The following is a 12,411-nucleotide window of genomic DNA, read 5'->3' as shown; positions in this document are numbered from 1 at the left end:
CTATCACAAAAAAAGCGAAAGTCGAGCTTATCGCTTTTTATAGCCAAATAATAGCAGCAATCAAAGCAATCAAAAGCAGGACAATCCAAAATAGAATTTTGTTTAATTTTGCTTGAAATACTCCACGTTTTGCATTTTCAATGCGTCGGCTTTTGGTTACCGTTGGTTCCACATCAATTTGCAGCGTATCTTGATTGAAGACACTATTTTGAGAGGAATAACCAAACTGGCTTCTAGGCGTTTTTAAAATTTTGGTTTCTTCCTCATCATGCAAAGGTGGACCTGAAATATCTTCACCACGATTTGCCCGTTCAATCATTTCATCTGTTAATAAAGGTCTTCCCATGAGCGTCCCCCTATCTTCGATTCATTTCCATTTCCCAATATTGGAGTGCAATAATAGTTTTTGCATCACAAATACCACCACTAGCAAGGAGAGCTTTCGCTTCTTCCAAGGTCACTTCATAGAGTTCTAACGTCTCGTCCTCATCTTGTGGACGAGGATTTTCAACTTTTGTCAAATGGCTAGCGCTATAAAGTCTGATTCGCTCATTGCAAAAGCCAATTGCCGAATAGAAATCATAGAGCAGTTCTAACTCACCTGTATAACCCGTTTCTTCTTCTAATTCGCGCAAAGCTGCAGCCTTTGGATCTGCATTTTCACCAACTTCTAACTTTCCAGCTGGAATTTCATAAGAGGTTGCTTCAATAGCTTTGCGGTACTGCCTGACCAAAATCATTTTGTCTTCTGGCGTTAGCGCAATAACTGCCACCGCTCCATTATGGAAAATCAAATCACGGTAAGCAGTCCCTTTTCCTGCTGGTAGCTGAACTTTATCCTTGACAAGGTTAAAAATAGGACCTTGATAAATTTCTGTTCGTTTTAGCGTTTTTTCTTCAAAATCCATAGCCGTTCCTACTTATTATCTGGATGATGTGGCAAGCGTTTTGCGTATTCATCTTTGTTAATCTGACGTCCACGTCCGATGGCAATAGCGTCTGCTGGTACATCCTTAGTAATGGTTGAGCCTGCACCTACAAGAGAATTGTCCCCAAGTTCTACCGGCGCAATAATGGTCGAATTAGAACCTACAAAGACATTGTTCCCAATGACGGTCTTAAACTTGTGCTGTCCGTCATAATTAACTGTAATTGTTCCAGCGCCAAAATTGACATTCGCACCCACTTCAGAATTACCAATGTAAGTCAGATGCCCAGCTTTGGTATTTTTACCGATAGAAGAACCTTTCACTTCAACGAAATTACCAACATGTACATTTTTAGCAAGGCTTGAATCTGGGCGAACATGAGCGTAAGGTCCCACCGTTACACCGTCTGCAACCGTAGACTCTTCAATCATCGAATTGGTAATAACCGTTTGTTCACCGATAACAGAGTCAACAATATACGTACCATTTGTCAGAATACTGCCTGCGCCAATTTTCGTTTGCCCTCTCAAGCTAACATTAGCTTCAATTTGTACTTCTGGGTCAATCTGTACATCTGCATCAATATAAGTCGCTTCTGGATTTACAAAGCTAACCCCATTCACCATATGAGCTTGATTGATTCGGCGACGCATAATACTTTCTGCCGTTGCCAATGCCACGCGGTCATTGACACCAAGACTTTCATCAAAATCTTTCAGAGTATAAGCGCCGACTTTTTCGCCATTCTCACGGAAAATGCCGATTACATCTGTGATGTAGTATTCTCCTTGCGCATTATTGGTATTGATATTTTTCAAGGCTTCAAAAAGACGAGCGTTATCAAAAACATACGTTGCTGTATTGATTTCCTTGATTTGCTTTTCAAAATCCGAAGCATCCTTTTGCTCCACAATTTTGATCACTTCTTCATGCTGATTACGGACAATCCGCCCATAACCAAATGGATTTTCCGCTTCTGCTGTCAAAATCGTTGCAACATTTTTGTGGTTGACATGAAAGTTAATCAAATTTTTCAGGCTTTCTCCTGTGATTAAAGGAGTGTCTCCTGCAATGACTAATGTTTGCCCTGCCAAACCTTCCAGCACAGGCTCTGCCATCATCACAGCATGACCAGTTCCTAATTGTTCCGTTTGACGAACAAACTCTGTCTGCCCCGCCAATACCTGCTCCACCAGCTCTGCCTTGTGTCCGACCACTGTCACAGTCTTTTCTGGTGCAATGGCAGCAACACTTCTAAATACGTGTTCTAACATCGAAATTCCAGCAACTTTGTGAAGCACTTTTGGTAAATCTGATTTCATGCGAGTGCCTTTTCCAGCTGCTAAAATAATTGCATAGTTTGTCATAATAGTTCCTTTTATCAAAATAAATTTATTTTATTATAGCATTTTTTATATCATTTGTTAAGATTCTCTCTGTAATGCTTTAATCCGCATCTTTTATATCGGATAAACCTTGCAAAACTCCTCCAAGACCACGCCCGTCTCCTCTGAGAAAGCTAAGCCGGCTTCAGCCATCCATTCCGTGAAGAGTTCCTCATGCACCTGCCGCCAGTAAGCCAAAGATTTATCTCCCTCTCCTTCTTTAAAAGCGTGCTCTGCAGACACTTGATTGAAAGGGACAACCGTTACCTTGGTAACTTTAATGATGCAGACAGCTTGACCTTGACCGTCTAAAATCACATCAAAGGTTCCTGCTTGAGGAATCGGCTCACCATCTATCTGATACAAATCGTAGGCAGAAGCTGTCGCACTCTTCTCTCTTTTCAAAACTAAATCCGCCAGCTGATCTGGCTCTACACCAAATGCCCAAGCATCAATGTCATCACCAATTGCGGGGTTGATTATTTTGTATTCATTCCATAATTGTTCTGGGGTAATGGTTTCTCCTATCTGTAATTTTAACTCATAAGCTGGGTAAGCTCCTAAGCATTGATAACCTAGCTTTTCAGCTATTTTCTTTGAGGCTTCATTGTGGGCGTCCCAGAGCGGAAAAACGCCGCATTGCAGGGATGCCAAAATCATCTTCGCCCCAAGAACAGTAGCTAAACCTTGCTGTTGATAAGTCGGTTTTGTTGCAATCTCAATTTCAATGGCTTTTTGGTAGACAAGTGCTGTCGAGACCCCAGCGACGATTTCCTGACCCTTCCGGATCACAAAGCCAAAAGCTCCGCCTTCTTGAAAGTCTTTAAAAGTTGCAAAATTCCCCTGCAAATCCTGAGACCATTCTTCCTGAGCTAGTTCTTGATAGGTTCTTTGATTAATTGCCTCCATACAGAACTGCTCCGATAACTGCTCCACGATGTTTTTCAAAACCTTGTCATCAAAATCTGCCTCATCTTTAAAAGCATAACGGGTAAAAGGAGATAAGGCTGGACAAGAGGACAAGCAGCCTTGCCAAGAAGCCTCTTCAGATATGAGAATGCGGTAGTCTGGCTTACAAAAGTCCCTATAATCCGCCAGTAATGCCATATCTGCCTGCCCAACCAAAAAGAGAAAATCTCCTTGTTCATACAAAACGGCAGTCTCGTCTTTATTTGTATAAAACTGCCCTAACTTCGCCTTCAAACTATATCTCACCATGTTCTTTTGCCAATGTTGGAAACATTCCTGCAGTCTTGGCTCAATGCTCACTGCTTTCATTCTACTTGCCTCTTCACTTCAAACTCCAGCCACCGTCAATCTTGACAATCTCGCCCTGCATGGACTGAGCTTTTCCCGAGGCGAGAAAGAGGGTCAACTCGGCAACTTCTTCTGGTTCTATCCAACGCTTGATGGGAGTTTCGTCTGCTACCCATTGGGCTAAGCCTCCCGGCTCAAAGTCCGTTGCTGTCATACTTGTTTTAACTGCGCCCGGTGCAATCCCAAAAACCTGCACTCCCTGCTCCGCATAATCCAGTGCCAACTGTTTGGTAAATCCTGCCAGAGCATGCTTGGAAGAAGTGTAAGCATGACCACCACCGCCAGCTAAGCTAGATGCAATTGAGCACATATTGATGATGATGCCTGATTGTTTCTTCAGCATCTGCGTCAGATAATAACGAGTTAGCTCTACTGGTGTTACATAGTTAATCTCGAAAATTTCTTGGATCTCCTGAGCAGTCTGCTCCAGTAAGGGCTTGTAGTCATCCAGCACTCCAGCTGTATTACAGAAGACATCTACTTGCGAACACCAAGCAAAAACTGGTTGAAGTCCTAACGTCAAATCTTGTTGAAGGAAATAAAAATCCCCTGTCAAACTTGGCTTTTCAGACCGGTCTACACCGTATACGCGCCAGCCATTTTCCAAAAAAAGCTGCGCCTGAGCCAGACCAATCCCTGAGCTAACACCTGTCACCAAAACCGTCCTAGTCATGGACTTCCACCCAGTCATCTGCTAATACGTCACAAGGCGTCGGACTCCACATGGAAAAGCCTTCTCCCTCGCCTGATACATTGATGAGAAAATAAGGCGTCACTTCAAGCGCCACTCCGTTCTGCTCAATACTGTCAAAAAGCTGGACATAATTCTCGGCACCGCCCCAGCCTGTGCGGACATATTTCTTTTTGGCTTTCAAACCCGGTAAAATTTCTTCAAATGTCATGATATACCTCTTTCTGCTTTTCATATTACTAGTATAGCAAAATATATTGCCAATCGCTGGTTTTTCCTTGCCTTTTGCTGTTACTTCTGTTAGACTAGCAAGAGTAAATGAATTTTGAGTGAGTATTTTTGTTTTTCATCTTTACTTTTTCTATTTTTTACGCAACATTTTAGAGAAAGGAAGTAAGATGTATGGCACAAGGTACAGTAAAATGGTTCAATGCTGAAAAAGGCTTCGGCTTTATTTCACAAGAAAACGGGCCAGACGTATTTGCTCACTTTTCAGCGATTCAATCCGACGGATTCAAATCACTGAATGAAGGCGAAAAAGTAACTTTTGACATTGAAGAAGGTCAACGTGGTCTTCAAGCAGTCAATATTACAAAATTAGCATAAGACAAGAAAAGGCTGGGCAAAAAGTGTCCCAGCTTCTATCATATTTATTAATAAACGAATAACGTAGCTTCAACATTCAGTGAATTGTTGAAGGCGGGAAATCAGCCTTGCACAGCAAGCCACCGTGATTGGACTCTTCATTCGCTTTTCAAGCTCGGAAGAGCACCTTTGACGAAAACTTCGTTTTCTTCATCTGCAACCTTAAATAGCTTGATAACTGTTTAAGCACCCTTGCAGGGGTGGGACTACGAACTAAAAATTTTCTATTTTTAGTTCTATCCCACTCCCTTTTTTCTCAAATAACGATAACTGCAACAGAAGTCAATCTCATACTTTCCCTATTTGATTGTCAAACTTTATTCCACTTTCTATCTGCGTCCATTTTATCTGCTTTCGCTTTCAGCAATCGGATGAACTCTTTATTACTTTCCTTATTTATAATGGCATTCATCACTATCTTTCTTTGCAACAGCTTGTTGAGATTATCTTTTGGAATTTGGTCTAATAATTCTTCCCAACTGCGTTTCGTTAAACGGTTCAAATTCTTTAGGGCACTTGCTTCCAACCTTTTTCTTTCCGCTTCATGTTCAGGATAACCCATACCAAACTCACCATCAAATAGTTTATCTAATGTATATTGCAGGTTCAATTCGCCTTGCCAACCAAAATTTAAGTCGAGTGGCAGGGAAGCAACATTTCCTCCATTGATGCGTCCAAAGAGGAACGCGTCTTGAGGATTTTCTATATAACCACACAAAAGATCCGGTAAACTATTACAGGCAAGCATCATACCTTGACCTGAGGAACATCCTGTTACGACAAAATCGACTGCTCCGCTTTCCATTAAGAAACTGATCAAGATCGCTATTTCAACATAAGAATACTGCTCGTTCTCCTCCTCAAAAATACCAAAATTCAGCACTTCGTCAGACGATTGGACTGCTTTTTTTACAGATTCAAATAGCAGCAAATTCATATTTCTTCGAGTGGTTCCTTGGATAACCGCAACTCTCATTTCAACTCCTTTTCCATTTTGACAAAAAGGTAACTATCGCCATTGCTTTCCTGAGGCTGCCGTCCGATTACGTTGAAACCACAATTGAGATAAATCCTTTGAGCTCTTTGATTAAAATCTGCAACTGAGAGAGTCAGGATTTGCACTGAAATGTTTTCCTCGATAAACCGTAAAATCGTTTGTAAAAACTCTTTGCCTTGACCTTTGCCACAATACTCTGGCTTCATGCCTAAACCTAGCTCCTGCTTGGCCTTGTCAACTGGAAAAAGGCAAAAAAAGCCATATAATTCATCATTTTTGAGAACCTGATAATAGTGATCACCACGCGCTTCAGGAGATAAAATTTCTTCATAATCCTCAGAATCTGCTTGCATATCATAAAAAGCATAGATGCCTTCGTAATGCCAATGATTCGCAATTTCTTCTGCATTGCTTTGACTTAATGGTTCAATTTTCATAGATTTCCTTTCTTAAAATTCCCAATAAAAACGTTTCTGATCAGCTTTTTCCTCACAGCCCAGTTTTCGATAAAATTCATGGGCTTCAGTTCGAGAAATGCCAGAGTTTATGCGAATACCTGCATAGCCTGCAGCTGAACCCTCTTCACGCACGACTCGCATAAGCGATCTGCCATGTCCCTGTCCTTGAAAATCTGGAGCAACAGCCAAAGCCAACAGATTGAGCAAAGATGAAAAGTAAAGGCAGTCATAACGACAAGCGTGGGCATAACCGACAAGTTGACCTGCTGCATTTTCTGCCACCAAGATAAAATGATCTGACCTATCCAACAGCTCTGATAGTTTCTGACGAGTTTCTATCAAGCCAAAATCATAGCCGAGAGCAGTTGCATTGATTTCCTGAATAGCCGCTGCGTCTGAAAGTTCTGCTGGTCGTATCATATTCGCACCTCTTTTTCTTTCTATTATGACAAAAAACAGCGGTAATCGCTATTTAGAGATTATTTCGATATTTGCTCTAGTAACCAAGTTCTAGCATCATTCAATGGTGTGGTTGCAGCAATATCTGGCTCGATTGGAGTATTTTCATAACGATTACCCTTTCGGTCAATAATCCGAGAAACCGTCAGCTGAATTGTTGCCCCGTCATAAAGAGAATAAACCATATTTCCTGTTGTATAGCCAGCTGTTGGCTTGCCAAAAATTTTAACGTTTGGTAAGCCTTTGAAAGCTAATGTCGTCATTTCACCAGAGCTAGCTGTATTACCATTAACTAGAATTGCTATAGGAATTGTTTTGGAACTGCTATTTGAATTTTCTTCTGTCTGCTTGCTTGCCAATATTTGTGATAAAGTAGTACCTATTTTTTGACCATTTGCATATTCAAATTGAAAGAGAGTATCATTAGGCAAAATAAGCAGCTAATCCACCAATCATAGGATACATATTGCCACCGCTATTATTCTCCAAATCCACAATTACTCCCTTGTAAGTTTCCTTAGTTAGTGCCCGATTTAGGATCGTTTGATAAGCCTTAGCTTCTTTCTCGTTTCCCATAAAAGGAGGTAATTTCAAGTAAAGAATGCCATTCTCATTTTTTACAACAGGAAGCTGACTTTCTTCCTTTTGTGAAGTTTTAAATTCCTTCGGTGTATAAAAATAAGAATGTTTTCCTCCCGATAGTTTTGTCATTTTCTTTAGAATTGGATAGGTATCTGCATAAGTTTTGGCAGATTTGACTTCTTTTAATGTTTTTTCCTTTTCTTGTGACCAATTTTCATCAATATAAAGAGCAGAATTCATCTTATTTAGAGCAGATTTTGCGTATTGCTCAGGACTAGGTGGTAAAAGATAGATATCATCATTAGGACCGAAATATAACACTGCTCCCAATGCCGCTAAAAGCAATACTCCTAGCACACCTAGACAACCAATACATCCCTTTTTCATTTTTTCCTCCATCACTTACTTTATTATCACTATTATATGGAAAAATGAGAGTGGGACAGAAATCAATAATTCGAAGAATTTGATTTCGTCGTCCCACCTCCGCACAGTTGGTTAGGATAGCCGTTATCACCGGTATAACAAGAGATAAGGATATCCAACCAACCACTGCGTCTTACAACCCAAACTATAAAATGCATGAAGCTGGGGCTTTTCCCTAACCTCATCTTACAATTTACAATTATTTCTTACATTTTTGTAAGATAAACTCATCAATTGATTTCCGAATGTTGGTAGCCATAGATAAAATAAATAATTGTTCCGACTAGTAAGGCAAGGCCGAATGCTAGCCAAGTATCAGAGCCATATTGGGTCATGAAAGACAGGCAAATAATAATGGATAAGATTGGCGTCAGAGGTACCAGAGGAGTTTTAAACTCCCCTGCTTGAGGAAGTCCTTTATCCTTGCGCAACTTCAAAATAGCCACTGCTAACAAAATCAGATAAGCCAAGGTGCAGATATTTAGAAAAGATGCGATACTGGCTAACGGGAAAATACCAGCACATACTGCCGCAGCTATCCCTACCAAAATCGTAGCATTTTTCGGTACCCGACTAGTGGCAGTTAATTTTCTGAAAGACTTTGGCAACAAACCGTCACGCGCAATGCTGTAAATCATACGCGACAGAGCATAAGTCATGGAAATGCAAACGGTAATCAAAGTTAAAATCGCTACCACTGACACATAATTAGCCGCCCAGCCAAGCCCAGCACTGCGAAGCGCAAAAGCGACAGCATCTGCTACATCTAGCTTGCTATAGTGAACAATCCCTGTCAAAACTAGTGTCACCAATATATAAAGCACCGTTACAATAGACAAAGACAGCACAATCCCTCGTGGAACATTCTTTTGTGGCTCCTTAATCTCGTCCACTGCCATAGAAATAGACTCGAAACCTAGAAAAGCAAAGAACATCAGAGAAGCACCAGCCATAATTCCAACATTACCACCATATAATTTTCCAAAGCCAAATGGGGCAAAATGAGACCAATTTTCAGGTTTAATAAAGAAAATCCCTACAAAGATAAAAAGGGCAAGCGCCGAAAACTTCAAGACAACCAAAGCAGAATTAAATCGCAGAGCTGCTTTAGAATTTAATAAAACCACACCTGTTACAAATACCAAAACAAGAATCGGCAGTAAGTCTACATAGGTTCCCACTTGCGGATTAAAGGTTCCATTAAGCGCTCTTGGCATACTCAAACCAAATCCATTCAGCAAGCCTTTCAAATAGGAAGCCCAACCAGAGGCAACACTAGATACCGCCGTCATAAATTCCATAATGGTCAGCCAACCTGCTATCCAAGCTGGAAATTCTCCAAAAACAGCATAGAGATAGCTATAAGCACCTCCATTTGCAGGAATTCTTGACGCAAATTCTGCATAAAAGAAAGCAGAAATACTCACGCAAAGAGCAGAAATAATAATCGAAATCACCAAAGCTGGACCAGCTAGAGTTGCAGCCGCCGTTCCAGTAATAGTGAAAATACCCGTTCCCACCATAGCGCCAATTCCTAACAAAATCAAATCAAGCAACCGTAAATGACGACGCATGCCAGTCCGATCTCTACTGACATCTTTTTTACGAAAAATATTCATCCTAAACTCCAATTTATTAGATTGAATTATTCTACCATAAAAGCAATCAAAAAGGAATCAAACGTCCCTCTTTTTTGTTAAATAAATTGAAAAAGGAGCAAGAATAGCCCTACTCCTTTTCACTATTATCCGTACCTATCGCTAACTCACATCGACACAATTCTACGATAACTGCGTGATGTGATGAAAAAGACAAGTACATAGACGATAAAGAAAACAGCACAAACGCCAAGCGTAACTTCCAACATCAATGTAGCATTTACGACACCCAGCACTTTCAACATGAGACTCAGCATATGATAAGCAAATGCCAGATGCACAAAAGCGAAAGCAAGCGGTAAGAAGAACACAGTCAAAATTTGTTTGCGAATGGCGCGCTTGGTCTGCTTTTCATCTAATCCTACCTTTTGTAAAATTACAAAGCGATCGCGGTCTTCATACCCTTCTGAAATCTGTTTGTAGTAGATTACCAAAACCGTTCCCAGCATAAAGACAATTGAAAGGAAAATACCAATAAATAAAACGCCACCTAACATACTCATAATTTCCTGCACACCTTGGATTCTTGTATAACCATACACACCGGCATTATCGGGGAGCGTCGTATTGAACTGTTTCAGCTTCTTCTGGTAAGCTGTATCCAAATCGCCCTTTTTCTTATTAGAAGCCCTGATATTCAAACCGCCATATAATTCTGTATTAATCGTGTAATGTTGCTTTTGTGAATCCACCAATTTTTGTGGGTCATTGACCACCATAAAAAGTGACTGCGGCACAATGATATTATACTGATCTACGACATTTCCAAGAACAAAGTCCTCTGTTAAAAGTTCTTTCACTGTCAATTCTTGTCCAATCAGTTTAAGAGGTTGATCTTGTTTAATAGACATTCCTTTTGCAAAGATTGCTGTCTCATTATCTTTTAAATTCAATATTTTGCCCGTCATTTTCCGATAATCATCAGCTGAAAACAGCAGAATATAAGCCTGTGGAGAAACTCGTGTTTCACCTTTTGGATAAATATCAAGCTGATTGCCCTTTTGATTTTTAATTCCCATCGAATAATATTGATAAGCATTTTTCTTAGTGACTGTTAAATGATTCTCTTTTGCAAATTCTGTCAATGCCTGATCCAATTGAGCAGCTGACACTCCCTTCCCCTTTATCGTATAATCTTGGGGATACATCACGCTTTTAAGATAACCAGCACCTGCATAAATATTGACACCTCCAGCCAAGGTGACCAAAACCATCGTTGAAAGAATCGCAATCGTTGCCAATCCCACTGCATTTTTCTTCATCCGAAAAATCAAATTGGACACAGAAATCATATTATTAGGTTGATAATAATACCGTTTATTTTTCTGAAGCAACCGTAAAAATACCGTAACTCCTGCATTGAACAGCAGATAAGTCCCTAAAATAACAAAGAGAACAGCTATAAAAAATATACCAATTGCTGTCAATGGATTTTTGACACTCAGAGCTAGGTAATAAGCATAGCCTAAAGAAATCGATCCAATAATCGTTTGAATCAGAAGAAATCGTCCTTTTCTTTCACCACTATTCTTTTCCTTGGCCAATTGCAAAGCATTAAATCGTAGAATCCTCAAACCGTTGACAAGCACCAAGCCCGCAAAAATAACGCCATAGATGACAACAACTGAAATAAGAACTAACCATTGAAACGTGGATACTAGGACAACTTTTAACCCCATTAATTTCAGTAAAAAAGCATAAATCAGTTTATCAAATACAATACCAAATCCAAGACCAATCGTGACAGTCGTCGCTCCTAAAATCAATAACTCAATGAACACCATGGTAAAGAGATGACGTTTATTAAGCCCTAGCATTCCATAAAGACCTAGCTCTTTCGAACGGTTTTTCATGACGAAACTATTAGCATAAAAAACGATAATCGCTGCAGCAATCGTCACAATAATCACTCCAAGAACCAAGACAAATGAAATAGAACTTGCCCCCTGCATTTTTTGTAAATGAGGATTAAACGTTAAAGAATTAAAAATATATGAAATAGCGACGACTAAACAAGTTGCCAACGTAAATGGATAGTATAATCTACGATTTTTCACTAGGTTAGAAACCGCTAATTTTCCCGCTAATCTAAGCACCTTGATTCACCTCGCTTGCCATAACCCTTAAGGTATCAGAAATCTCTTGGAACATCTGGCGCTCGGTCTTATCTCCTCGGAAGATTTGATTGTACAAAATTCCGTCCTTGATGAACAGTACGCGCTTAGCACGGCTTGCCGCAGAAGTCGAGTGCGTTACCATAAGAATCGTCTGTCCGCGGTCATTGATGTCATCAAATACATCTAAAAGCGCCGCAGAAGACTTAGAATCGAGCGCCCCTGTTGGCTCGTCTGCCAGCAGAATTTCTGGATTGGTGATAATAGCACGCGCTACTGCCACCCGCTGCTTTTGACCACCGGAAATTTCATAGGGGAATTTTTCCTGCAATTGGTTAATCCCCAGTTCATTACAAGTAGTAACCAACTTTTGCATCATTTCTGTAATCGGACGGCGCGACAAGACGAGCGGCAAGAGGATATTGTCCTTGACCGAGAGCGTGTCTAACAGGTTGAAATCTTGAAAAACGAAACCTAATTTTTCCCGACGGAAGCTCGAAGCTTGACTGTTTTTAATCGTCGCTGTATCCGTGCCATTAAGAAAGACGCGTCCTTCGGTTGGCTTGTCTAGCATGGCAAGAATATTGAGCAGAGTGGATTTCCCAGAACCCGACTCGCCCATGATAGCGACATAATCACCTTCATCTACTGTAAAATGAATGTCTTTCAATGCTTCTACTTGATTGCCTTGAAAGCGAGTTTTGTAAATTTTCTTCACGTGTTGTACGTCTAATAGTGTCATCATTTTCT

General features: G+C 40.4%; 15 protein-coding genes and 1 pseudogene. 1 reads left to right on the top strand and 15 read right to left on the bottom strand.

Translation table 11 applies throughout. From position 1 onward, the window contains the following. Positions 1–37: 37 nt before the first annotated feature. The 7 genes and pseudogenes from macP to HMPREF2574_RS09585 all read right to left on the bottom strand — a co-directional run bounded on the left by macP (position 38) and on the right by HMPREF2574_RS09585 (position 4,533). Complete coding sequence (gene macP / locus HMPREF2574_RS09610; RefSeq protein ID WP_024052002.1) at positions 38–346, bottom strand: cell wall synthase accessory phosphoprotein MacP; 309 nt, start codon at positions 344–346, stop codon at positions 38–40. 10 nt (positions 347–356) lie between these two features. Beyond that, positions 357–908 (bottom strand): NUDIX hydrolase, encoded by a 552-nt coding sequence (locus HMPREF2574_RS09605; RefSeq protein WP_024052003.1) that lies wholly within the window; start codon positions 906–908, stop codon positions 357–359. Between the two features lie 8 nt (positions 909–916). Continuing rightward, positions 917–2,296 carry a bifunctional UDP-N-acetylglucosamine diphosphorylase/glucosamine-1-phosphate N-acetyltransferase GlmU gene (gene glmU / locus HMPREF2574_RS09600; RefSeq protein WP_024052004.1) on the bottom strand — a complete coding sequence of 460 codons (1,380 nt, stop codon included), beginning with the start codon at positions 2,294–2,296 and terminating at the stop codon, positions 917–919. A gap of 93 nt (positions 2,297–2,389) precedes the next feature. Beyond that, positions 2,390–2,830 (bottom strand): ASCH domain-containing protein, encoded by a 441-nt coding sequence (locus HMPREF2574_RS11005; RefSeq protein ID WP_042754033.1) that lies wholly within the window; start codon positions 2,828–2,830, stop codon positions 2,390–2,392. Positions 2,831–2,869: 39 nt separating this feature from the next. Then, positions 2,870–3,592 (bottom strand): annotated as a pseudogene (locus tag HMPREF2574_RS11000) (GNAT family N-acetyltransferase); the annotation flags it as partial. Between the two features lie 13 nt (positions 3,593–3,605). Further along, a complete protein-coding gene (locus HMPREF2574_RS09590) occupies positions 3,606–4,304 on the bottom strand; it encodes a 3-oxoacyl-ACP reductase (RefSeq protein ID WP_024052006.1) in 699 nt (232 codons plus the stop codon). Beyond that, complete coding sequence (locus HMPREF2574_RS09585) at positions 4,297–4,533, bottom strand: DUF2829 domain-containing protein (protein ID WP_024052007.1); 237 nt, start codon at positions 4,531–4,533, stop codon at positions 4,297–4,299. The genes HMPREF2574_RS09590 and HMPREF2574_RS09585 overlap by 8 nt, the downstream gene beginning before the upstream one ends. Before the next feature lie 191 nt (positions 4,534–4,724). On the opposite strand from HMPREF2574_RS09585, the gene HMPREF2574_RS09580 reads away from it, so the two are divergent. After that, the gene (locus HMPREF2574_RS09580; RefSeq protein WP_003032129.1) at positions 4,725–4,928 is read left to right on the top strand and encodes a cold-shock protein; all 204 of its coding nucleotides are present in this window, start codon (positions 4,725–4,727) and stop codon (positions 4,926–4,928) included. Positions 4,929–5,277: 349 nt separating this feature from the next. Here the strand turns inward: HMPREF2574_RS09580 and HMPREF2574_RS09575 are convergent, their stop codons facing one another. From HMPREF2574_RS09575 to HMPREF2574_RS09545, 8 genes are all read right to left on the bottom strand, one after another. Next, a complete protein-coding gene (locus tag HMPREF2574_RS09575) occupies positions 5,278–5,943 on the bottom strand; it encodes an RpiB/LacA/LacB family sugar-phosphate isomerase (RefSeq protein WP_070812514.1) in 666 nt (221 codons plus the stop codon). Then, a complete protein-coding gene (locus tag HMPREF2574_RS09570; RefSeq protein WP_070812513.1) occupies positions 5,940–6,401 on the bottom strand; it encodes a GNAT family N-acetyltransferase in 462 nt (153 codons plus the stop codon). Before HMPREF2574_RS09570 ends, HMPREF2574_RS09575 begins: the two co-directional genes overlap by 4 nt. 12 nt (positions 6,402–6,413) lie before the next feature. Next, positions 6,414–6,842 (bottom strand): GNAT family N-acetyltransferase, encoded by a 429-nt coding sequence (locus tag HMPREF2574_RS09565; RefSeq protein WP_024052010.1) that lies wholly within the window; start codon positions 6,840–6,842, stop codon positions 6,414–6,416. A 59-nt stretch (positions 6,843–6,901) separates the two neighbouring features. Next, complete coding sequence (locus HMPREF2574_RS10995) at positions 6,902–7,312, bottom strand: S41 family peptidase (RefSeq protein WP_024052011.1); 411 nt, start codon at positions 7,310–7,312, stop codon at positions 6,902–6,904. Further along, positions 7,305–7,850 (bottom strand): S41 family peptidase, encoded by a 546-nt coding sequence (locus HMPREF2574_RS10990; RefSeq protein WP_024052012.1) that lies wholly within the window; start codon positions 7,848–7,850, stop codon positions 7,305–7,307. The genes HMPREF2574_RS10995 and HMPREF2574_RS10990 overlap by 8 nt, the downstream gene beginning before the upstream one ends. Positions 7,851–8,119: 269 nt before the next feature. Beyond that, a complete protein-coding gene (locus tag HMPREF2574_RS09555; RefSeq protein WP_024052013.1) occupies positions 8,120–9,508 on the bottom strand; it encodes an APC family permease in 1,389 nt (462 codons plus the stop codon). Between the two features lie 146 nt (positions 9,509–9,654). Next, on the bottom strand, positions 9,655–11,643 hold the full coding sequence (locus HMPREF2574_RS09550; RefSeq protein WP_070812512.1) for an ABC transporter permease: 1,989 nt from the start codon (positions 11,641–11,643) through the stop codon (positions 9,655–9,657). Next, positions 11,636–12,403, bottom strand: a complete 768-nt coding sequence (locus HMPREF2574_RS09545) for an ABC transporter ATP-binding protein (protein WP_070812511.1) — start codon at positions 12,401–12,403, stop codon at positions 11,636–11,638. Before HMPREF2574_RS09545 ends, HMPREF2574_RS09550 begins: the two co-directional genes overlap by 8 nt. Positions 12,404–12,411: the final 8 nt, after the last annotated feature.

It is taken from the genome of Streptococcus sp. HMSC034E12, assembly GCF_001835915.1.
In the GTDB taxonomy this organism is placed as follows: Bacteria; Bacillota; Bacilli; order Lactobacillales; family Streptococcaceae; genus Streptococcus; species Streptococcus vaginalis.
Note: the sequence above shows the minus strand (reverse complement) of the source record. Positions and strands in the feature narration are given on the sequence as shown.